Annotated in this window: 24 protein-coding genes; 16 read left to right on the forward strand and 8 right to left on the reverse strand. The window is 53.2% G+C overall.

The genetic code is table 11. The annotated features are described in order from the left end of the window. The first annotated feature begins 338 nt into the window (after positions 1–338). The 7 genes from galP to ruvX all read left to right on the forward strand — a co-directional run bounded on the left by galP (position 339) and on the right by ruvX (position 6,081). Entirely contained in the window at positions 339–1,733 is a 1,395-nt protein-coding gene (gene galP, locus EOS97_RS04780) for a galactose/proton symporter (protein ID WP_001113171.1), read from the forward strand. 78 nt (positions 1,734–1,811) lie between these two features. After that, a complete protein-coding gene (locus tag EOS97_RS04785; RefSeq protein WP_000856775.1) occupies positions 1,812–2,309 on the forward strand; it encodes a SprT family zinc-dependent metalloprotease in 498 nt (165 codons plus the stop codon). Positions 2,310–2,403: 94 nt separating this feature from the next. Beyond that, positions 2,404–3,111 (forward strand): deoxyribonuclease I, encoded by a 708-nt coding sequence (endA, locus tag EOS97_RS04790; protein WP_000286124.1) that lies wholly within the window; start codon positions 2,404–2,406, stop codon positions 3,109–3,111. Positions 3,112–3,187: 76 nt separating this feature from the next. Beyond that, entirely contained in the window at positions 3,188–3,919 is a 732-nt protein-coding gene (rsmE, locus tag EOS97_RS04795; protein ID WP_001222488.1) for a 16S rRNA (uracil(1498)-N(3))-methyltransferase, read from the forward strand. Positions 3,920–3,938: 19 nt separating this feature from the next. Beyond that, the gene (gene gshB / locus EOS97_RS04800; protein WP_000593248.1) at positions 3,939–4,886 is read left to right on the forward strand and encodes a glutathione synthase; all 948 of its coding nucleotides are present in this window, start codon (positions 3,939–3,941) and stop codon (positions 4,884–4,886) included. A gap of 215 nt (positions 4,887–5,101) precedes the next feature. After that, positions 5,102–5,665, forward strand: coding sequence for a YqgE/AlgH family protein (locus EOS97_RS04805; RefSeq protein WP_001053167.1), 564 nt, complete (start codon positions 5,102–5,104; stop codon positions 5,663–5,665). Next, positions 5,665–6,081 (forward strand): Holliday junction resolvase RuvX, encoded by a 417-nt coding sequence (ruvX, locus tag EOS97_RS04810; protein ID WP_000017096.1) that lies wholly within the window; start codon positions 5,665–5,667, stop codon positions 6,079–6,081. The genes EOS97_RS04805 and ruvX overlap by 1 nt, the downstream gene beginning before the upstream one ends. Positions 6,082–6,127: 46 nt before the next feature. Here ruvX and EOS97_RS04815 read toward each other — a convergent pair whose 3' ends face one another. Both EOS97_RS04815 and EOS97_RS04820 read right to left on the reverse strand, forming a co-directional pair. Continuing rightward, on the reverse strand, positions 6,128–6,814 hold the full coding sequence (locus EOS97_RS04815; protein ID WP_000098324.1) for an IclR family transcriptional regulator: 687 nt from the start codon (positions 6,812–6,814) through the stop codon (positions 6,128–6,130). 131 nt (positions 6,815–6,945) lie between these two features. Further along, positions 6,946–7,926, reverse strand: coding sequence for a type IV pilus twitching motility protein PilT (locus EOS97_RS04820; protein WP_001055658.1), 981 nt, complete (start codon positions 7,924–7,926; stop codon positions 6,946–6,948). A gap of 17 nt (positions 7,927–7,943) precedes the next feature. Between EOS97_RS04820 and EOS97_RS04825 the strand changes: the two genes are divergently transcribed. The 5 genes from EOS97_RS04825 to hemW are packed head-to-tail and all read left to right on the forward strand — an operon-like array spanning position 7,944 to position 11,250. Further along, positions 7,944–8,648 (forward strand): YggS family pyridoxal phosphate-dependent enzyme, encoded by a 705-nt coding sequence (locus EOS97_RS04825; RefSeq protein ID WP_000997791.1) that lies wholly within the window; start codon positions 7,944–7,946, stop codon positions 8,646–8,648. 18 nt (positions 8,649–8,666) lie between these two features. Continuing rightward, entirely contained in the window at positions 8,667–9,233 is a 567-nt protein-coding gene (locus EOS97_RS04830; protein ID WP_001094848.1) for a YggT family protein, read from the forward strand. Then, positions 9,230–9,520, forward strand: a complete 291-nt coding sequence (gene yggU / locus EOS97_RS04835) for a DUF167 family protein YggU (RefSeq protein ID WP_001277203.1) — start codon at positions 9,230–9,232, stop codon at positions 9,518–9,520. The genes EOS97_RS04830 and yggU overlap by 4 nt, the downstream gene beginning before the upstream one ends. Positions 9,521–9,527: 7 nt before the next feature. Beyond that, the gene (locus EOS97_RS04840) at positions 9,528–10,121 is read left to right on the forward strand and encodes an XTP/dITP diphosphatase (protein WP_001174769.1); all 594 of its coding nucleotides are present in this window, start codon (positions 9,528–9,530) and stop codon (positions 10,119–10,121) included. Then, the gene (gene hemW, locus EOS97_RS04845; protein WP_001096520.1) at positions 10,114–11,250 is read left to right on the forward strand and encodes a radical SAM family heme chaperone HemW; all 1,137 of its coding nucleotides are present in this window, start codon (positions 10,114–10,116) and stop codon (positions 11,248–11,250) included. The genes EOS97_RS04840 and hemW overlap by 8 nt, the downstream gene beginning before the upstream one ends. A gap of 91 nt (positions 11,251–11,341) precedes the next feature. Here hemW and EOS97_RS04850 read toward each other — a convergent pair whose 3' ends face one another. The 5 genes from EOS97_RS04850 to trmB all read right to left on the reverse strand — a co-directional run bounded on the left by EOS97_RS04850 (position 11,342) and on the right by trmB (position 15,531). Further along, entirely contained in the window at positions 11,342–12,349 is a 1,008-nt protein-coding gene (locus tag EOS97_RS04850; RefSeq protein ID WP_000252198.1) for a DUF1202 domain-containing protein, read from the reverse strand. A 132-nt stretch (positions 12,350–12,481) separates the two neighbouring features. Further along, positions 12,482–13,528 carry an L-asparaginase 2 gene (gene ansB / locus EOS97_RS04855; RefSeq protein ID WP_000394188.1) on the reverse strand — a complete coding sequence of 349 codons (1,047 nt, stop codon included), beginning with the start codon at positions 13,526–13,528 and terminating at the stop codon, positions 12,482–12,484. Between the two features lie 188 nt (positions 13,529–13,716). Beyond that, positions 13,717–14,436 carry a DUF2884 domain-containing protein gene (locus tag EOS97_RS04860; RefSeq protein ID WP_000984827.1) on the reverse strand — a complete coding sequence of 240 codons (720 nt, stop codon included), beginning with the start codon at positions 14,434–14,436 and terminating at the stop codon, positions 13,717–13,719. A 49-nt stretch (positions 14,437–14,485) separates the two neighbouring features. Next, entirely contained in the window at positions 14,486–14,812 is a 327-nt protein-coding gene (locus EOS97_RS04865; protein ID WP_001107559.1) for a YggL family protein, read from the reverse strand. Next, a complete protein-coding gene (gene trmB, locus EOS97_RS04870; RefSeq protein WP_000786893.1) occupies positions 14,812–15,531 on the reverse strand; it encodes a tRNA (guanosine(46)-N7)-methyltransferase TrmB in 720 nt (239 codons plus the stop codon). Before trmB ends, EOS97_RS04865 begins: the two co-directional genes overlap by 1 nt. A gap of 154 nt (positions 15,532–15,685) precedes the next feature. Here trmB and mutY point away from each other — a divergent pair, with 154 nt between their 5' ends. From mutY to EOS97_RS04890, 4 genes are all read left to right on the forward strand, one after another. Beyond that, positions 15,686–16,738 carry an A/G-specific adenine glycosylase gene (gene mutY, locus EOS97_RS04875; RefSeq protein ID WP_001148952.1) on the forward strand — a complete coding sequence of 351 codons (1,053 nt, stop codon included), beginning with the start codon at positions 15,686–15,688 and terminating at the stop codon, positions 16,736–16,738. A 27-nt stretch (positions 16,739–16,765) separates the two neighbouring features. Beyond that, positions 16,766–17,041 (forward strand): oxidative damage protection protein, encoded by a 276-nt coding sequence (locus tag EOS97_RS04880; protein WP_000091706.1) that lies wholly within the window; start codon positions 16,766–16,768, stop codon positions 17,039–17,041. A 112-nt stretch (positions 17,042–17,153) separates the two neighbouring features. Further along, complete coding sequence (mltC, locus tag EOS97_RS04885; RefSeq protein ID WP_000976288.1) at positions 17,154–18,236, forward strand: membrane-bound lytic murein transglycosylase MltC; 1,083 nt, start codon at positions 17,154–17,156, stop codon at positions 18,234–18,236. A gap of 219 nt (positions 18,237–18,455) precedes the next feature. After that, positions 18,456–19,712, forward strand: coding sequence for a nucleoside permease (locus EOS97_RS04890; protein WP_001049803.1), 1,257 nt, complete (start codon positions 18,456–18,458; stop codon positions 19,710–19,712). Positions 19,713–19,773: 61 nt separating this feature from the next. Here the strand turns inward: EOS97_RS04890 and EOS97_RS04895 are convergent, their stop codons facing one another. Next, positions 19,774–21,909 carry an ornithine decarboxylase gene (locus EOS97_RS04895; protein WP_000839730.1) on the reverse strand — a complete coding sequence of 712 codons (2,136 nt, stop codon included), beginning with the start codon at positions 21,907–21,909 and terminating at the stop codon, positions 19,774–19,776. Between the last annotated feature and the right edge of the window lie 41 nt (positions 21,910–21,950).

Here is a 21,950-nt window from a genome sequence, read left to right on the forward strand (position 1 = left end):
CCACTCTCCCCTTTCGTTTCTTCGACTACACTTTTTATCATTCAGTTTCAGTCATCATGAAAGCGGTTACATTCATTTTCATTAAGAACTGACCGCATCACTATCGGTATGCTAATTCTGCGATGAAAATATTACATAATTTTTCAACTTTGTCTGAATACCAGGCGATTGATATGGTTATAAGATTATTAAAACTATTATTTTTCAGATAATTAAATAATCACCGAGATAAATAGCAGTGTAAACGATTACACCATTGTGATTAGCCTCACATCTTTTTACGGCGTACTCACCTACTCTTAACATCGATAAAATTGCTAACCCAACCGGAGGGCATAATGCCTGACAATAAAAAACAAGGGCGTTCCAACAAGGCCATGACATTTTTTGTCTGCTTTCTTGCAGCCCTGGCAGGATTACTTTTTGGCCTGGATATCGGCGTTATCGCCGGTGCTTTACCCTTCATTACCGACGAGTTTCAGATTACCGCACACACTCAGGAATGGGTGGTCAGCTCCATGATGTTTGGCGCGGCCGTCGGCGCTGTCGGCAGCGGCTGGCTCTCCTTTAAGCTGGGTCGTAAAAAAAGCCTGATGATCGGCGCTATCCTGTTCGTCGCCGGTTCGCTGTTCTCCGCTGCGGCGCCTAACGTTGAAGTCCTGATTATTTCTCGCGTGCTGCTGGGTCTGGCCGTCGGCGTCGCTTCCTACACTGCACCGTTGTACCTGTCCGAGATCGCGCCGGAAAAAATTCGCGGCAGTATGATCTCAATGTACCAGCTCATGATCACCATCGGGATTCTGGGCGCTTATCTGTCCGATACCGCGTTCAGCTACAGCGGCGCATGGCGCTGGATGCTCGGCGTGATCATCATCCCGGCCATTCTGCTGCTGATCGGCGTCTTCTTCCTGCCGGACAGCCCGCGCTGGTTTGCGGCGAAACGCCGTTTCCATGATGCTGAACGCGTCCTGTTGCGCCTGCGTGACACCAGTGCGGAAGCAAAACGTGAGCTCGATGAAATTCGCGAAAGTTTGCAGGTTAAACAGAGCGGTTGGGCGCTGTTCAAAGAGAACAGCAACTTCCGCCGCGCCGTGTTTCTTGGCATTTTGTTGCAGGTCATGCAGCAATTTACCGGGATGAACGTCATTATGTATTACGCGCCGAAAATCTTCGAACTGGCGGGGTACACGAATACCACGGAGCAGATGTGGGGCACCGTTATTGTTGGTCTGACTAACGTGCTGGCAACCTTCATCGCTATCGGCCTGGTTGACCGCTGGGGCCGCAAGCCGACCCTGACGCTGGGCTTCCTGGTCATGGCGATTGGTATGGGGATTCTGGGTACGATGATGCACATCGGCATCCATTCGCCGTCTGCGCAATACTTCGCTATCGCTATGCTGCTGATGTTCATCATTGGATTTGCGATGAGCGCTGGTCCGCTGATTTGGGTACTGTGCTCCGAAATCCAGCCGCTGAAAGGCCGCGATTTCGGCATCACCTGCTCCACCGCGACCAACTGGATCGCCAATATGATCGTCGGCGCAACGTTCCTGACCATGCTGAACAATCTGGGTAACGCCAACACTTTCTGGGTCTACGCTGGCCTGAACGTGCTGTTTATCCTGCTGACCCTGTGGCTGGTGCCGGAAACCAAACACGTTTCGCTGGAACACATTGAACGTAACCTGATGAAAGGTCGTAAACTGCGCGAAATCGGCGCCCACGACTAATCCCTCCACGCTTCCTCCTGCCACAGGAGGAAGCGTTTTTCTTGCAGTCCCTCTTCCGTCGCACTATTCTCTGCCGCTATGAAAACCCCTCGTCTCCCTATCGCTATCCAGCAGGCCGTGATGCGCCGTCTGCGGGAAAATCTCGCCCAGGCGAACCTCAAGCTCGATAGACATTATCCGGAGCCGAAACTGGTGTATACGCAACGCGGCACCTCGGCGGGCACCGCCTGGCTGGAGAGCTACGAAATCCGCCTCAACCCGGTGTTACTGCTGGAAAACATCGACACCTTTATTGCAGAGGTCGTGCCGCATGAACTGGCGCATCTGTTGGTGTGGAAGCACTTCGGACGCAAGGCTCCGCATGGCAAGGAATGGAAGTGGATGATGGAAAGCGTGCTGGGCGTTCCGGCCAGACGTACTCATCAATTTGCTCTGCAATCCGTACGGCGCAATACCTTTCCCTACCATTGCCAATGCCAGCAACATCAACTCACCGTCCGCCGTCATAATCGGGTAGTACGCGGCGAAGCGGTTTATCGTTGCGTTCACTGCGGTGAACCACTGGTCGCCGGGTAGTTCCCGAAACGTCCGGGAACTTTCCTGAGCGGACTGATTGCATACAGACACAACTTTCGTTACGTTGCGGGCTCGTTTTGCTATGGAGTGTGCAATGTACCGTAATTTTTCTTTTGCCGCTGCGTTGCTGGCCGCAGCGTTTTCAGGCCAGGCCCTGGCCGATGGCATTAACAATTTTTCTCAGGCCAAAGCGGCGAGCGTCAAAGTCAATGCTGACGCGCCCGGCAGCTTTTACTGCGGGTGCCAAATCCGCTGGCAGGGTAAAAAAGGCGTCGTAGACCTGGAGTCCTGCGGCTATAAGGTGCGTAAAAACGAGAATCGCGCCAGACGCATTGAGTGGGAGCACGTTGTCCCCGCCTGGCAATTCGGTCATCAGCGCCAGTGCTGGCAGGACGGCGGGCGAAAAAACTGCGCTAAAGACCCGGTCTACCGCAAAATGGAAAGCGATATGCATAACCTGCAACCCGCGATTGGCGAAGTGAATGGCGATCGCGGCAACTTTATGTATAGCCAGTGGAACGGCGGCGAAGGTCAGTACGGGCAGTGCGCCATGAAAGTGGATTTCAAAGCGAAGCTCGCCGAGCCGCCCGCCCGCGCCCGTGGCGCAATCGCCCGCACTTATTTTTATATGCGCGACCAATACCAACTGAAACTTTCCCGCCAACAAACGCAGCTTTTTAACGTCTGGGATAAGCAGTACCCCGTTACCGCCTGGGAGTGCGAGCGCGATGCGCGTATCGCGAAGGTCCAGGGTAATCATAATCCCTATGTGCAACGCGCTTGCCAGGCGCGAAAGAGCTAACCTACACTAGCGGGATTCTTGTTAACCCATGCCCTGGATAGCCAAACGCCGGGGCCATGACGCGGATTTTTTTATTATGCGTATTCCCCGCATTTATCACCCTGAATTGTTGACGTCCGGTACGCAGATTTCGTTATGCGAAGATGCGGCCAACCATATTGGTCGTGTACTGCGCATGGGACCGGGACAAGCGTTACAGCTGTTTGACGGCAGCAATCAGGTATTCGATGCTGAAATCATTAGCGCCAGTAAGAAAAGCGTTGAAGTGCAAGTGATGAAAGGCGAAATCGACGATCGTGAATCGCCGCTACATATCCATCTGGGCCAGGTGATGTCGCGCGGTGAAAAAATGGAATTTACTATCCAGAAATCGATCGAACTAGGTGTAAGCCTCATTACGCCACTGTTCTCTGAGCGCTGTGGCGTTAAACTGGATAATGAACGTCTGAACAAAAAGCGCCAGCAGTGGCAAAAGATCGCCATCGCCGCCTGCGAACAATGCGGGCGTAACCGGGTGCCGGAAATTCGCCCGCCGATGGCGCTGGAAGCCTGGTGCGCCGAGCAAGATTCCGGGCTGAAGCTCAATCTTCATCCGCGCGCCCATGCCAGCATCAACACTCTGCCGCTGCCGGTTGAACGCGTCCGACTGCTGATCGGCCCGGAAGGCGGGCTGTCGGCGGACGAAATCGCGATGACCGCGCGCTATCAGTTTACTGATATTCTGTTAGGACCTCGCGTTCTGCGTACTGAGACAACCGCGCTCACCGCCATTACCGCGCTACAGGTGCGTTTTGGCGACTTAGGATGAAGCGTTAACGGAGAAAATAATGATCAAGCTCGGCATCGTGATGGACCCCATCGCACACATCAACATCAAGAAAGACACCAGTTTCGCTATGCTGCTGGAGGCCCAACGTCGTGGTTATGAACTTCATTATATGGAGATGGCCGACCTTTATCTGATTAACGGCGAAGCCCGCGCCCGCACGCGAACGTTGAGCGTGGAGCAAAATTACGATAAATGGTACGAGTTCGGCAGCGAGCAGGAGATTAAACTCGCCGATCTGGACGTCATTTTGATGCGTAAAGATCCGCCGTTTGATACCGAGTTTATTTATGCGACCTATATTCTGGAACGCGCTGAAGAAGAAGGGACGCTGATCGTCAACAAACCGCAAAGCCTGCGCGACTGTAATGAAAAACTGTATACCGCCTGGTTTGCCGATCTGACGCCGGAAACGCTGGTAACGCGCAATAAAGCGCAGCTCAAAGCGTTTTGGGAAAAGCACGGCGATATCATTATGAAACCGCTGGACGGTATGGGCGGCGCGTCCATTTTCCGCGTTAAGGAAGGCGATCCTAACATAGGCGTTATTGCCGAAACGCTGACCGAGCTGGGCAACCGCTACTGCATGGCGCAGAACTATTTGCCCGCGATCAAAGATGGCGATAAGCGCGTCCTGGTCGTCGACGGCGAGCCGGTGCCTTACTGCCTGGCGCGTATTCCGCAGGGCGGCGAAACCCGCGGCAACCTGGCGGCTGGTGGTCGCGGCGAACCCCGTCCGTTGAGCGAAAGCGACTGGGAAATCGCCCGCCGCGTTGGGCCGACGCTTAAAGCCAAAGGGCTTATTTTCGTCGGTCTGGATATTATCGGCGACCGCTTAACGGAAATTAACGTGACCAGCCCAACCTGCGTGCGTGAAATTGAAGCGGAATACCCGATCTCTATCACCGGGATGTTGATGGACGCCATCGAAGCGCGTCTGGCGAAGTAAACGTTTATTGCCCGGTGGCGTGCGCTTACCGGGCCTGAGCAATCACGCCGCCCCGGTCGGATAAGGCGGCGCATCAGCATCGCCATCCGGCAATCTATTGCCCGATAAGGCCGCCGTCCTTTGGCAAAAGACGGCTTATATGAGTGACAACCGTCCGCTTTCCCCACATACTGAACGCTGTCGTTTTTTTGAACCAGGAAACAGAACCTCTGACAATGAATTTACAGCATCACTTTCTTATTGCCATGCCTGCGCTCCAGGACCCGATTTTCCGCCGTTCCGTGGTGTATATTTGCGAGCACAACCAGGACGGCGCTATGGGGATTATTATTAATAAGCCTTTGGAAAATCTGCAAATTGAAGGGATTCTGGAAAAACTAAAAATTACGCCGGAACCGCGCGATTCGGCAATTCGTCTTGATAAAGCCGTGATGCTCGGCGGCCCGCTGGCGGAAGATCGCGGATTTATTCTCCATACTCCGCCGTCACGTTTCGCCTCCAGCATTCGTATCTCAGACAATACCGTGATTACCACCTCCCGCGATGTGCTGGAAACGTTAGGTACCCAACAACAGCCTTCCGATGTGCTGGTCGCGCTGGGCTACGCCTCCTGGGATAAAGGCCAGCTTGAACAAGAGTTGCTTGATAACGCCTGGCTTACCGCGCCCGCCGATCTCAATATTTTGTTCAAAACGCCCATTGCCGAGCGCTGGCGCGAAGCGGCAAAACTTATTGGCATTGATATTCTGACCATGCCTGGCGTTGCGGGGCACGCCTGATGAGCGGCACCTTACTGGCCTTTGACTTCGGCACAAAAAGCATCGGCGTTGCAATAGGACAACGCATTACCGGCACCGCCCGTCCGCTTCCGGCAATCAAAGCACAGGACGGCACGCCCGACTGGACGCTCATTGAACGTTTGCTGAAAGAGTGGCAGCCGGACGAAATTATTGTCGGGCTACCGCTCAATATGGATGGCACTGAACAACCGCTGACGGCGCGCGCCCGTAAATTCGCCAACCGTATTCATGGGCGCTTCGGGGTAACTGTCACGCTGCACGATGAACGACTCAGCACCGTTGAAGCACGCTCCGGTCTGTTTGAACGAGGTGGGTATCGCGCGCTGAATAAAGGCAAAGTGGACTCGGCCTCCGCCGTGATTATCCTCGAAAGCTATTTTGAACAGGGGTATTAAAGCCGTTTTTGTCAGCAGGCGGATAACGCGGTCACGGTTGCCAGGCTTACTGGGCAATAAGCTGGTTTAATGCCTTCAACGCCTGTAAACGCGCAGCCGCCTCCGCCTCATCAATCCGCCACATTCCCGCAAAGGCCAGCGCTGCGGCGTGCTTGTCTAGCGGTTGCGCCATAGAAACTTCACCATCAGCGTGATGCCACAGCACGTATCCCCGCTGGCGCTGCTGCGCCACATGCGGCGCCAGATTACGCCACTGCTCCGGAGTAAAACGCTGCATTAGCGCCTCATCGCTTTCTGCCGCCAGTAACGCCACTCCTGTTACCGACTGCCAGGCCGGGCACATGCGAAACCCCGCCAACGCCTGACTTCCCTGCGAACCCGGCGTAGAGTGATAAATATAGATAATCTGATCCTCCCATAGCACGCCTAATGCCACCACGATGTCTTTGGGCGCATGGCGCTCAAGGATAGGCAACGCATGGGAGAACAGCGCTGAACCGCGAATCGCCTGCGCCGCCAAAGCATGAATGCCTGGCCCGGGTAAATAGCGTCGGTGCTCATCCTGCATCGTGAGTCCAATAGAGGCCATCGTCATTAACAGGCGATTAACGCGCGTGGTATTAATATCCATCAGCCGGGCAAGCTCGCGACATCCGATAGCACGGTCGCTGGAGACCAGATATTGCAGACAGCGAATGCCATCTATCAGGCTTTGATTCGGTTGTGATGACATCGTTAAATGGCTTCGCTGTGGTTTTAACAAAGCTGCGATTTTAACGCCGGTTCGCCAGGATACAAGCCTGCATGCCGTTCAATCCACCGCGCCAGCCAACACTTTACAACGCCCCTACGCCGCCATCTTCGCTACAGTCGTCCCTGCGCCTGACGCCATTGCGCGCTCTGGGCGAATGTCATCATCCCCTGCTGCTGCCCGGTTTGTATCACGTGGGCCAACTGATGGAGTTTGCCTTCACGGATCAAATTCCCTGTGGCTGGCGTATTAATCAGTAATTCAAACAACGCCACGCGCCCATCCTGTCTGTCGACCTCCAGTTTTTGTGATAGTACGGCGCGCAGACTACCCGCCAGTTGGCTGCGTACCGGTTCTTTTTCCTGCGCCGGAAAACTATCCACTAATCTTTCCACCGCCTGCGCCGCACCGCGAGTATGCAGGGTTGCCAGTACCAGATGCCCCGTTTCCGCCGCCGTCAGCGCCAGGCGAATGGTCTCGCTGTCACGCAGCTCTCCCAGCAAAATGACATCGGGATCTTCACGCAACGCCGCGCGCAGCCCGGCGGCAAAAGTGGCGCAATGCTGGCCGATTTCCCGCTGCTGTATCAGGCAACGCTTGCTGGTGTAACGGTACTCAATAGGATCTTCCAGCGTCAGGATGTGTTTATCGGCATGTTGATTAAGATGTCCCACCATCGCCGCCAGCGTAGTGGATTTCCCGCAGCCAGTAGCGCCAGTGACCAGAATCAGTCCGTTCTCGCTGGCAAGCAGTGCGGGTACTATCGGCGGCGTCTGGATTTCCGCCAGATCAGGACAACGCTCGGGCAATAGCCGTAGCGCCAGCGACGTTCCCTGTTGATGTGTGAACGCACTGGCGCGCAGGCGCCGCGTGCCAGACAGCGAGACGGCGAAATCAAGCTGACCGTGCGTTCGCCACTGATATTGTTGCGCGTCATTAAGCCAATCAAGCAGAAGCCTGTCGACATCTGGCGCGGTAAAAGGCGCAGTCTCCATGCGTCCTTGTTTGCGCCATCGCGCAGGCCAGGCGTTACACAGGTGTAGATCCGAGACGTTATGCTTTACACTAAGCGTCACAATTTCTTCCATATTCATATAAACATCCTCGGAAAATGAACGATATCGCGCATAACCTGGCACACATCCGGGACAAAATCTCCGCCGCGGCGACGCGTTGCGGCCGCTCTTCAGAAGAAGTTACGTTGCTTGCAGTGAGTAAAACCAAACCTGCGAGCGACATCGCAGAAGCCATTGCCGCCGGACAACGGGCATTTGGTGAAAATTATGTACAAGAGGGGGTGGAAAAAATCCGCCACTTTCAGGAAGCGAAAGTGGAAGGCCTGCACTGGCACTTTATTGGCCCTTTACAGTCCAACAAAAGTCGGCTGGTGGCCGAGCATTTTGACTGGTGTCATACCATCGATCGCTTGCGTATCGCCTCGCGGCTGAGCGAACAGCGTCCGGATAATCTGCCGGCGCTAAATGTTCTGATCCAAATTAATATCAGCGATGAAAACAGCAAATCAGGCATTCCGCTGGCGGAACTGGATGAGCTGGCCGCTGCGGTGGCTACACTGCCGCGTCTGCGGCTTCGCGGACTGATGGCGATCCCGGCGCCAGAGTCAGATTATGTAAGGCAGTTTGAAGTCGCACGTCAAATGGCTGTAGCATTTGCCGGGCTGAAAGCGCGCTACCCTGACGTTGATACCCTATCTCTGGGTATGAGCGACGATATGGAAGCCGCGATTGCGGCAGGTAGCACAATGGTGCGCATCGGCACCGCTATCTTTGGTGCTCGTGATTACACACAAAATTAAGGAAAACTGAGGAACGCCATGAATACGTTGACCTTCCTGCTCTCAACGGTAATTGAGCTGTATACCATGGTGCTATTATTGCGCGTGTGGATGCAGTGGGCCCGCTGTGACTTTTACAACCCTTTTTCCCAGTTCGTGGTGAAAATTACGCAGCCCATCATCGGACCGCTGCGTCGTATTATCCCACCAATGGGGCCGATCGACAGCGCTTCCCTGCTGGTGGCGTTTATTCTTAGCGTTATTAAGGCGATAGTGCTGTTTAAGGTCATTACGTTTCAGGCGATTATCTGGATTGCCGCGGTGCTTATCTTACTTAAAACAATCGGCCTGCTGATCTTCTGGGTGCTGCTGGTCATGGCTATCATGAGCTGGGTGAGCCAGGGTCGTAGCCCGATTGAATATGTATTGATTCAGCTTGCCGAGCCGCTGCTCAGCCCGATTCGCCGTATACTGCCTGCGATGGGCGGCATCGACTTCTCGCCGATGGTTCTGGTGCTGCTACTGTATGTCGTTAATATGGGGATCGCTGAAGTCTTACAAGCGACAGGCAACATGTTGCTGCCGGGGCTGTGGATGGCGTTATGAGTGCTGTGACTCGCTGCGAAGACGGTCTGGTGTTACGGCTTTATATTCAGCCGAAAGCCAGCCGCGACAGTATTGTGGGCTTACATGGCGACGAGGTGAAAGTCGCCATTACTGCCCCGCCGGTTGACGGTCAGGCAAACAGCCATCTGATCAAGTTTCTCGGTAAACAGTTTCGCGTGGCGAAAAGTCAGATCGTCATCGAAAAAGGCGAGCTGGGCCGTCACAAACAGGTAAAAATTATTCACCCGCAACAGATCCCGCCGGAAATTGCGGCGTTAACTGAGTAGGTATTCCATGCAAAAAGTTGTTCTCGCAACCGGCAACGCCGGTAAAGTGCGCGAGCTCGCGTCGCTGTTAAGCGATTTTGGGCTTGATGTGGTAGCGCAAACGGAACTGGGCGTTGACTCCGCGGAAGAAACCGGCCTGACGTTTATTGAAAACGCGATTCTCAAAGCGCGCCATGCCGCTAAAATGACCGGTCTACCCGCCATTGCCGATGACTCCGGTCTGGCCGTTGACGTTTTAGGCGGCGCGCCGGGTATCTATTCCGCGCGCTATTCTGGCGAAAACGCGACAGATCAGCAAAATCTGGAAAAACTGCTGCATACTCTACGGGATGTTCCGGACGACAAACGCCAGGCGCGATTCCATTGTGTACTGGTTTATTTGCGTCATGCGGAAGATCCCACACCGATAGTCTGTCACGGTAGCTGGCCTGGCGTCATTACTCGCCAGGCGGCCGGAAATGGCGGATTTGGCTATGATCCTATTTTCTTCGTACCGTCTGAAGGCAAAACCGCCGCAGAACTGACCCGTGAAGAAAAAAGCGCGATTTCCCATCGTGGACAAGCGCTCAAGCTGCTGCTGGATGCGTTACGCAATGGCTAAACTACCGCCGCTCAGTCTTTATATTCATATTCCCTGGTGTGTACAAAAATGTCCATATTGCGACTTCAATTCCCATGCGTTGAAGGGCGAGGTGCCGCATGACGACTACGTCCAGCATCTGTTAAACGATCTGGACGCCGATGTCGCCTGGGCGCAAGGGCGTGAAGTAAAGACCATTTTTATTGGCGGCGGTACGCCAAGCCTGCTTTCCGGGCCGGCGATGCAAACGCTGCTGGACGGCGTGCGTGCGCGCCTGAATCTGGCGGCGGATGCGGAAATTACCATGGAAGCGAACCCCGGCACGGTCGAAGCCGACCGCTTCATCGACTATCAGCGCGCCGGCGTAAACCGGATCTCCATTGGCGTGCAGAGCTTTAGTGAGCCTAAGCTGAAACGTCTTGGCCGTATTCACGGTCCACAAGAGGCGATGCGGGCAGCAAGACTGGCAAATGGACTTGGGCTACGCAGCTTTAACCTCGACTTGATGCATGGATTGCCGGATCAAACGCTGGAAGAGGCGCTGAATGATTTGCGACAGGCGATTGCGCTTAATCCGCCGCATCTCTCATGGTATCAATTGACGATTGAACCCAACACTTTGTTCGGTTCGCGTCCGCCGGTTTTACCGGACGATGACGCGCTGTGGGATATCTTTGAGCAGGGCCACCAGTTATTAACCGCCGCGGGCTATCAGCAATACGAAACGTCGGCCTATGCCAAACCCGGTTATCAGTGCCAGCATAATCTGAACTACTGGCGCTTTGGCGACTATCTGGGTATTGGCTGCGGCGCCCACGGTAAAGTCACCTTCCCGGACAGCAGGATCTTGCGCACCACCAAAACCCGTCACCCACGCGGTTATATGCAGGGACGTTACCAGGAAAGCCAGCGTGACGTGAGTGATGACGATAAACCCTTTGAGTTCTTTATGAATCGTTTTCGGTTGCTGGAGCGCGCGCCTCGCGCCGAATTTGTCGACTACACCGGGCTTACGGAAGCGGTTATTCGTCAGCCAATCGACGAGGCTATTGCCCAGGGCTACCTGACCGAATGCGAGCAATACTGGCAGATTACCCGGCACGGTAAACTGTTTTTAAACTCTCTTCTTGAGTTGTTTCTCGCGGAATAACAAGGAATAAGCCTGTCGCGCCAGCGGGTAAAATACCTGATGGCGCGACGCTTACCGACCTGTGGCGGTTAATGCGCCGCCGGCAAGCGCATTATTTAATAACCCCTTTACGACGCAAATCGTCCGTATCTTTTTTCCAGCGCTCGTAACCGTCATTAATATCCATGATTTTCATGCGGATATCACTCTGTTGCATCTGAAGTTTCTGTACCGCTATATTCAGCGGATATTGCCCTTTCTCTAACGTTATCCAGTCATTCTGCGCTTTTCGACGCAGCTCTTCTGATTTCAAAAATACCTGCCGCCGTTGCTCGTGTATGTCTAAATCTCTTTTCTGCTGAATAGCCGCTTCATTGCACGGCTCACTCTGCTTACGACACGCGTCTAATGCCGGTTGATAGACCTCTTTTTCGTATTTCTCGGCATATACGCTGCTATCGTTGGCTTTTACATAATCATCGCGCTCTTTTAACGTCTTTTTAAACGCCTCGGCGCGGGTCAACGGTTTCCCATCAGCGCCTTTTCCCCAATATGCGTCCGCTTCTTTTTTAGCTACCGCTATTTTCTTATCCAGGGCAGAGAGTTGTTCTTCAAGACCGGGGATCGACGCTTTCTGCGCACGCCAGGAGGCTTCAATGTTGCCAAACCGATAGTTAAAGTCATCACTGTTGACGATCAGGTATTTATCATTCGTTTTAATGTCGTCAATAGCCCGGCCCTGATCGCTGGCTGCCATTTGTAATGAGTAATAGCTCACCGTCCAGCCAGAGGCTGGCGTCCCTTTGCTGGTTAACATGGCAGAAAATTTAACGGGACGATCTTTGGTCCAGGTTTTTTCAACAAAATAATAATCCGCCGCCATACCAACGCCGGTATACATATCTTCACGGGAAGAAATATCCCCTTCGGCAGACCAGGTGGCCTGATTGCCCGTCGAATCAAGATTTTTTAAGGTAATGGAATCCAGTTTAAGTATGCCGTGGTACTGCTTACTAAACTGTTCTTTTAAGATGTTATCGGAGGGTTGAGCAACCTCTGCCCAACTATAGCCTGAAATCAGGGCAAACAGCGCTGCGCCAGCAATCCATTGTCGAACCACTTGTGGACCTCCCGTCCAGAGACATGACGCCCACGATTATCATAACCAGGATGATAATTAGCAAGATAATAGTGTTGGTTGTGCGAGAGGTCTTCCAAAGATAGCCCCGGCCTTCCGACCGGGGCATTATCTTTAATACTGATTGAACATCGACTGGATCTGTTTTGGATCTTTAGTCTGGGTTAACGCCAGTTGCAGTAAGACACGCGCTTTTTGCGGGTTCAGCGTGCCGGAAGCGACAAAGCCGTATTTTGCATCGTCAACTTCCGCATCCTGCGTGGTTGCGCCCGTCGGCACACGTGAAGAACGCACCACTACCGTACCGTTGTGCGCGGCGGTCGCCAGGGTATCAAAGACCGTTTTATACAGGTTGCCGTTACCCACGCCTGCGCTCACGATCCCGTCATAACCCGCGTCTACCAGCGCTTTTGCCGGCAGATCGGACGCATTCGCATAGTTATAAACGATACCGACTTTCGGCAACGCGGTCAGCTTCGACACGTCGAACGGGGTGGAGGTGGTATGTTTACGCTCTGGCGTACGCTGGTAGTCAATTTTACCGTTGTGGATATAACCCAGCGGGCCGTAGTTAACCGCTTTAAACGTCGCCACGTCAGTCGTATTGGTCTTAGTGACGTCGCGTCCGTCCATGACGGTATCATTCATTACCACCAGCACGCCGCGGTTGGCAGACTGTTTATCAGCCGCTGTTACTACCGCATTATAGAGGTTGAACGGGCCATCTGCGCTCATTGACGTGGAAGGACGCATCGCGCCGACCAGTACCACCGGTTTATTGCATTTCACGGTCAGATCGAGGAAATAAGCGGTCTCTTCCATCGTATCAGTACCGTGGGTGATCACGAAACCGTCGGTGCTGTCGCACTCGGTATTGATTTTTTTCGCCAGCGTGAGCCAGACTTCATCGTTCATATCCTGCGAGCCAATGTTAACGACCTGCTCGCCTTTCACTACCGCAATGTCCTTCAATTGAGGAACGGCATCCACCAGATTTTCGACGCCGACTTTACCTGCCGTATAATTTGATTTTGTTGCTGAATCACCACCGCCAGCGATCGTTCCGCCGGTCGCTAAGATGGTGATATTCGGTAAAGCGAACGCTGCGCCGCTGAAACCCATTACCAGAGCAGCTAATGCCGTTTTCCTGAAAAACTCCATGTTATATCTCCAGTTATGTCAACTGGTCGCATTATCTCTATATTGCAGACGAATAATGTGACGCCATACGATTAACCAGCGATATATATCCGACAGAGAGTATTTTTTAGAGATGGATAACAAAATGCAGGAAAAAACAGAATAAAAAGGCGCAGATACGATCTGCGCCATTGTTTAAAAAGGAAAGATTACTTCAGGCTGCCAACCAGCGCTTTGCGGCTATCTTCTAAGGTCACTACGCGGCTACAGACATCTTTGCCAAACTGCTGGAAATCTTTCTCCTGGTTTTTCCATTCGTTCTGGATAGCGGTTTGCAAACCACCGAGGCTGCCCATCACGCCCTGTAAAGGATTGCCGCCGCCTTTAAGCACCGCTTTGGCGCCCATTTCGTTAATGCTGTCCTGCAAAATACCGCCCATCGCCTGATTCACCAACTGCTGACCGTCGGCACGCACCTGGTCGATAGCCTTATAGTGGAACGTCAGGCCATCCGTACGATGTTCGATAATGCGGTTCATTTGCGCTTTTAATTGCGCATCAAGCTTCGTCAGACGGCTACGCATGTTGCTGCTTTCGCCCACCTCTTTAGCGATGATTTTATCCAGCGCCACGCGGCCTTTTTCGACGCGCGATCGGGCGCCCTCATCAATCCACGGCAGCGCGCTTCGCAGCTCCGCCTGGTAATCTTTCGCTTGCTCGCGCTGCGCGGCGCTAAGGGTGTACTGCTTACCGTTGTACATCACATTGCCGTCCGGCGTGATCACCAGGTTGCCGTTTTCACCTTTCACCTGCACCGTTTGTGGACTCAGGATCACATCGTCACGCGGCGTGACGCTGCATTTGTAATCTGCATGAGCGGCCATCGCCGTAAACGTTAGCACTGCCGCCAGCAGCGTTTTGCGCATCATAACTTTCCCTCAAGACAAAGCGGGCCGGCATTTGCCGACCCTGTACTCATTAGTCCCACCAAACGTCGAAAAGTTCGCTGGTTCGGACTTCTTCAAGGTTGCGCGCTTCCAGCCACTTACGCACAATCGCCTGATGTTCTTCGGTACATTTACCGATTTCCTGCATACAAATCAGCCCTTCCCAGGCCAGGTAGCCGCTGCCGTCAAACGCCAGTTTATTAGGCTCAATAACGTCATTAATAAAGTCATCGACAGTCTTATCGATCTGCTCTTCAGATGTACCTTCCGGAAAACGCCATGCCACCGAAAATCCTAATTCCTGGAATTCGTCAATGTGCATTTTTTTACGCAGACGACGACTACGGTTCTTTGCCATTATTTCACCCTCTCGAACATTAAGTCCCATACGCCATGACCAAGACGATGGCCACGTTGTTCAAATTTCGTTACCGGGCGCGATTCCGGGCGCGGTACATAATCATTGCTCTCTGACAGATTTTTGTACCCGTCGATAGAAGACATGACTTCAAGCATGTGTTCCGCATACGCTTCCCAGTCGGTCGCCATATGGAAAACGCCGCCCAATTTCAGCTTGCTCAATACCAGTTCAGCAAACGGCACCTGAACGATACGGCGTTTATTATGACGCGCTTTATGCCACGGGTCAGGGAAAAAGAGCTGAACCATCGATAAAGAATTGTCAGGAATCATTGTATGCAACACTTCTACCGCGTCGTGGCACATGACGCGCAGGTTTTCAACGCCCTCTTCATGAGCGGACGCCAGACACGCGCCGACACCGGGCGAATGCACTTCAATGCCGAGGAAATTCTGCTCCGGGCGCGCTTTCGCCATCGCCACGAGAGACGCCCCCATGCCAAAACCAATCTCCAGCGTCACCGGCGCTTCGCGACCAAACAACGTGGCGAAATCTACCGGCGCTTCGCTGAACTCGACGCCCATCACCGGCCAGTAGTTTTCCAGCGCGTGTTCTTGCCCCTTTGTCAGTCGCCCCTGGCGACGAACAAAACTACGAATACGGCGCAGCGGGCGACCGTTTTCATCAAATTCCGGTGAAATGACGTCGTTTTTCATAAAAGTGTAGTCTGCTGTGTTTGAGTTCTGAAAACGGGCATTATCCAAAGTTAGTTGCCGGATGCAAGCATGAAGCGCACTGCGGAAAGTTCCGGTTTACACCCTGCGGCCTCTGTGCTGCAATCTTGCCCCCGGCAATAATGAATGAGTTTCCATGCAAGCGTCTCAATTTTCAGCCCAGGTTCTGGACTGGTACGACAAATACGGGCGGAAAACGCTGCCCTGGCAAATTAACAAGACGCCTTACAAAGTATGGCTCTCGGAAGTCATGTTGCAACAAACGCAGGTGACGACGGTGATTCCTTACTTTGAGCGATTTATGGCGCGCTTTCCCACGGTAACAGATTTAGCGAATGCGCCGCTGGATGAAGTGCTCCATTTATGGACCGGGCTCGGCTATTACGCCCGCGCGCGTAATTTGCATAAAGCGGCGCAACAGGTGGCGACGCTTCACGGTGGAGAATTCCCGCAAACTTTTGCCGAAATCGCCGCGCTACCCGGCGTCGGGCGTTCAACCGCCGGCGCAATTCTCTCCCTCGCGTTAGGTAAACATTATCCGATTCTTGATGGAAACGTTAAACGTGTGCTGGCTCGCTGTTATGCTGTTAGCGGCTGGCCTGGAAAAAAAGAGGTGGAGAATACGCTGTGGACGCTGAGCGAGCAAGTGACGCCCGCACGCGGCGTGGAGCGTTTTAATCAGGCGATGATGGATCTGGGCGCGATGGTTTGTACGCGTTCAAAGCCAAAGTGCGCCCTGTGTCCGCTGCAAAACGGTTGTATCGCCGCTGCGCATGAAAGCTGGTCACGCTATCCGGGCAAGAAACCGAAACAGACGTTGCCGGAGCGGACGGGTTACTTTTTATTGTTACAGCATAATCAGGAGATTTTCCTGGCGCAGCGCCCTCCCAGCGGTTTATGGGGCGGACTCTACTGCTTTCCGCAGTTCGCCAGCGAAGATGAATTACGTGAATGGCTGGCGCAACGGCATGTTAACGCTGATAATTTGACCCAGCTTAATGCGTTTCGCCACACATTTAGCCATTTCCATCTGGATATTGTGCCTATGTGGCTTCCCGTGTCGTCACTGGACGCCTGCATGGATGAAGGCAGCGCGCTCTGGTATAACTTAGCGCAACCGCCGTCAGTCGGACTGGCGGCCCCCGTGGAGCGCTTGTTACAGCAGTTACGTACCGGAGCGCCAGTTTAACGCCCCGGTCGATGAAGAGGATGACTTATGAGCAGAACGATTTTTTGTACTTACCTGCAACGCGACGCTGAAGGGCAAGATTTTCAGCTCTACCCTGGCGAACTGGGAAAACGTATCTATAACGAGATCTCTAAGGACGCGTGGGCGCAGTGGCAGCATAAGCAGACCATGTTGATTAACGAGAAAAAGCTCAACATGATGAACGCCGAGCACCGTAAACTGCTGGAACAGGAGATGGTGAGCTTCCTGTTCGAAGGCAAAGACGTTCATATCGAAGGTTATACGCCGGAAGATAAAAAATAGGCCCGTTGCTGAATGAGGCTGCGCTTATTCGGCCTGTGAGTTATGCCGGATAAGCCCTTAGCGCCGCTGCCCGGCAACATGGCATAACGACAACACAACATGCACTCCCGGAATGATGAAAAAATTACTCGCGCTTGCTGTTATTGCGCCGTTGCTCATCTCCTGCTCCAGTTCGACCAAAAAAGGCGAGACGTATAATGAAGCCTGGGTCAAGGATACCAACGGCTTTGATATTTTGATGGGGCAATTTGCCAACAATATTGAAAATCTGTGGGGATATAAGGAAGTCCTGATTGCCGGGCCGAAAGACTACGTCAAATATACCGATCAGTTCCAGACCCGTAGCCACATCAACTTTGATGATGGGACCATTACCGTTGAAACCATCGCCGGGACGGAACCTACCGCACATCTGCGCCGGGCCATTATTAAAACGTTGCTCATGGGTGACGACCCAACCTCCGTCGATCTTTACTCCGATGTCGATGACATAAAAATTTCTAAAGAACCCTTCCTGTATGGTCAGGTCCTCGACAATACCGGCCAGCCTATTCGCTGGGAAGGCCGCGCCACGACATTCGCGGATTACTTGCTGAAAACGCGGCTCAAAAGCCGCAGTAACGGCCTGCGTATTATTTACAGCGTCACCATTAATCTGGTGCCGAACCACCTTGATAAACGCGCGCATAAATACATTGGCATGGTACGCCAGGCCTCCCGTAAATACGGCGTTGACGAGTCGCTGATTCTGGCGATTATGCAAACGGAGTCCTCGTTTAACCCGTATGCGGTCAGCCACGCGGATGCGCTGGGCCTGATGCAGGTAGTGCAACACAGCGCCGGGAAAGATGTTTTCCGTTCTCAGGGTAAGTCCGGCACGCCAAGCCGTAACTTCCTGTTCGACCCCGCCAGCAATATCGATACCGGCACAGCGTATCTGGCGATGTTGAATAATGTCTATCTGAGCGGTATCGAGAATCCGACGTCGCGGCGCTATGCGGTCATTACCGCCTACAATGGCGGCGCAGGCAGCGTATTACGCGTATTCTCGAACGATAAGATTCAGGCCGCGAATATGATTAACCGCATGTCGCCGGGGGATGTGTACCAGATATTAACCACCCGACATCCATCTGCGGAGTCGCGCCGCTATCTGTATAAGGTGAATTCCGCCCAGCGATCGTATCGCCGCTGATAAACCATCGCATCCCGCCTCTGGTTGGCAAATGACAGAGGCGGGAAAGGTAAAAGTGTTAACTCCGTCACCCTTTTGCTTTGCAATCAGAAATTGTTTGCAAATATTTGTCACAGGTAACAAAAAAAGCCCGCCTCTCATTGATAGAATCACACCAAATCACAACGGCAAATGTGCCTTTTAAAACATTCATCCGCTCTCAGGTGTGAGGAAATTAACATGAATCTTAAGCTGCAGCTTAAAATACTCTCTTTTCTGCAGTTCTGTCTGTGGGGAAGCTGGCTCACTACCCTGGGCTCGTATATGTTCGTCACCTTAAAATTTGACGGCGCATCTATTGGCGCAGTTTATAGTTCACTGGGGATTGCCGCCGTCTTTATGCCGACCTTGTTAGGCATTGTGGCTGACAAATGGCTGAGCGCGAAATGGGTCTATGCCCTGTGTCATGTTGTCGGCGCCATCACGCTATTCATGGCCGCGGAAGTCACTACGCCTGGGGCGATGTTCTTTGTGATCCTGCTTAACTCGTTGGCCTATATGCCGACGTTGGGCTTGATCAATACTATATCGTATTACCGCCTGCAGTCTGCCGGCATGGATATTGTGACTGACTTCCCACCTATCCGTATCTGGGGTACCATTGGCTTTATTCTGGCGATGTGGGGCGTGAGTTTCTCCGGTTTCGAGCTGAGCCATATGCAGCTTTATATCGGCGCGACGCTTTCCGTTCTGCTGGTACTGTTTACCTTTACCCTGCCGCACATTCCGGTGGCGAACCAACAGAAAAACCAGAGCTGGACATCAATGCTGGGCCTTGACGCTTTTGCGCTGTTTAAAAATAAGCGGATGGCGATTTTCTTCATCTTCTCCATGATGCTGGGCGCGGAACTGCAGATCACCAACATGTTTGGCAACACCTTCCTGCATAGCTTTGATAAAGATCCGCTATTCGCCAGTAGCTTTATCGTGCAGCACGCCTCGGTGATGATGTCGATTTCGCAGATTTCTGAAACGTTATTCATCCTGACCATTCCGTTCTTCCTGAGCCGTTATGGTATTAAGAACGTTATGCTTATCAGTATTGTGGCGTGGATGCTGCGTTTCGGCCTGTTCGCTTATGGCGACCCGACGCCGTTCGGTACCGTTCTGCTGGTATTGTCGATGATTGTGTACGGCTGCGCCTTCGACTTCTTCAACATTTCTGGCTCGGTGTTTGTCGAAAAAGAAGTACGTCCGGAAATCCGCGCCAGCGCGCAGGGGATGTTCCTGATGATGACCAACGGCTTCGGCTGTATCCTGGGCGGCATTGTGAGCGGTAAAGTGGTGGAGTATTACACTCAAAACGGCATTACCGACTGGCAGACCGTGTGGCTCATCTTCGCAGGCTACTCGCTGGTGCTGGCCTTCGCGTTCGTAGCCTTGTTCAAATACAAACACGTTCGCGTTCCGGCAGGTTCGCAACCCGTTGCACATTAATTCTTGCCCTGTTTCGCAGGCCGGATAAGGCGTAAATGCCTTATCCGGCCTGCAGGCAACGTTACTTTAAAACATATCCGTACAAACGTTGAATTCCATCGGCATCGGTCTCGCTATACACTCCCTGCAATTCCGGCGAAAAACCGGGCAACAGATTGATGCCCTCTTCCAGCGCCAAAAAATAACGCTGCGCCGCGCCGCCCCAAATCTCCCCCGGCACCACGCACAGTACGCCCGGCGGGTATGGCAATGCCCCCTCGGCAGCAATATGCCCATCCGCCTCGCTGATACGCACCAGCTCTACATCGCCGCGAATAAAGGCGCTGTTGGCGTCCTGTGGGTTCATCGCCACATGCGGCAGGCTTTCTTTGCGAAACATCGCTTTTTGCAGATCCTTAACGTCAAAGCTAACGTACAGGTTGTGCATCTCCTGACATAGCTCACGCAGGGTGTAATCGCGGTAGCGCACCGGGTATTTCTGAAAAACCGTCGGCAATACATCCGCAAGCAGCGTATCGTCTTCAATGTGCCGTTCAAATTTCGCCAGCATCGCGACCAGCCGCGCCAGTTTCTCTTCGCTCTCGGCGGGTGTCAGCAAGAACAGAATCGAGTTGAGATCGCACTTCTCAGGCACAATACCGTTCTCACGCAGATAGTGGGCGAGAATGGTCGCCGGGATGCCGAATTCGGTGTACCGCCCGCTATCGGCATCAATACCTGGCGTGGTCAGTAACAGTTTACAGGGGTCGACAAAATACTGGTCATCCGCATAACCCTCAAAGCCATGCCATTTCGCCCCGGGTTCAAAACTGAAGAAACGACGATTGCTGGCAATGGTCTCCGTCGGATATGCCTGCCACGGCTTGCCGTCAACCTCCAATGGAATAAAGGGCTGAAGCAGTTTGCAACGGGCGAGAATGGCTTTACGCGCGTCAATGCCCAGCGCAACGCACTCCGCCCACAGGCGGCGACCGCTCTCCCCTTCGTGGATTTTGGCATTGATATCCAGCGCCGCAAACAGCGGGTAGAACGGGCTGGTCGAGGCGTGCAACATGAAGGCGTTGTTCAGGCGTTTGTGCGGGCAAAAACGCGCCTGGCCGCGAATATGGTTATCTTTTTTGTGGATCTGCGAGGTTTGTGAGAACCCCGCCTGTTGCTTATGTACCGATTGGGTCACAAAGATCCCTGGGTCGTTTTCATTAAGCTCCAGCCGCAACGGCGAGGTATCCGCCATCATATTGATAAACTGCTCATAGCCTACCCACGCGGAGTCAAACAGAATGTAATCGCAGAGATGCCCGATTTTATCCACCACCTGACGGGCGTTGTAAATAGTGCCGTCATAGGTACCCAGCTGAATGATCGCCAGGCGGAACGGACGCGACGCATCGGCGCTTTCCGGCATCACGTCACGAATCTGGTCGCGCAGGTACGTTTCATCAAAACAGTGCGCATCAATACCACCGATAAAACCAAACGGGTTACGCGCCGCTTCAAGATAGACTGGCGTCGCCCCGGCCTGAATCAGGGCGCCGTGGTGGTTGGATTTGTGATTATTACGATCAAACAGCACCAGATCGCCGCGCGTCAGCAGGGCGTTGGTGACCACTTTATTCGCCGCCGAAGTTCCATTCAGCACAAAGTAGGTTTTATCCGCATTAAACACTTTTGCCGCAAATTTCTGCGCGTGTTTGGCAGAACCTTCATGTATTAGCAGATCGCCAAGTTTCACATCGGCGTTACACATATCCGCACGAAACAGGTTTTCACCAAAAAAGTCATAAAAATGGCGGCCTGCGGGATGTTTTCTAAAAAACTCGCCATGCTGGTGCCCCGGGCAAGCAAAGGTACTATTCCCCATGTCGACATACTGGGTCAGGGTGCCATAAAAGGGCGGCAGAAGTTCCGCTTCGTAGCGACAGGCTGCGTTTTCCAGCTCCAGCCATTCCTGCGCGTTCCCGCCTATTACCGCCGTAACGCCGACAGGCGCGCTGACGGGTTCATCCGCAAGCATAAACACCGGCAGGTGAAAACCGGTGCGTTTAAGCAACGCCAGAATACCGCTACGGCTGTCGGCAGTGGTAATGACGACTGCGGCCACATCGGTAAAGTCGGTACTGTCCAGCGCCACTACGTTTCGGTGGGTGGAGAGACGGGGGATGAGTTCACCGCTGGCGGCAATATTCATTGATTTCATAAGCGCAAATACCCGTTTCGGGAGTAGAGTAACCCCGGACA

It is taken from the genome of Salmonella sp. SSDFZ54, from assembly GCF_004010735.1.
GTDB classification, from domain to species: Bacteria; Pseudomonadota; Gammaproteobacteria; order Enterobacterales; family Enterobacteriaceae; genus Salmonella; species Salmonella enterica.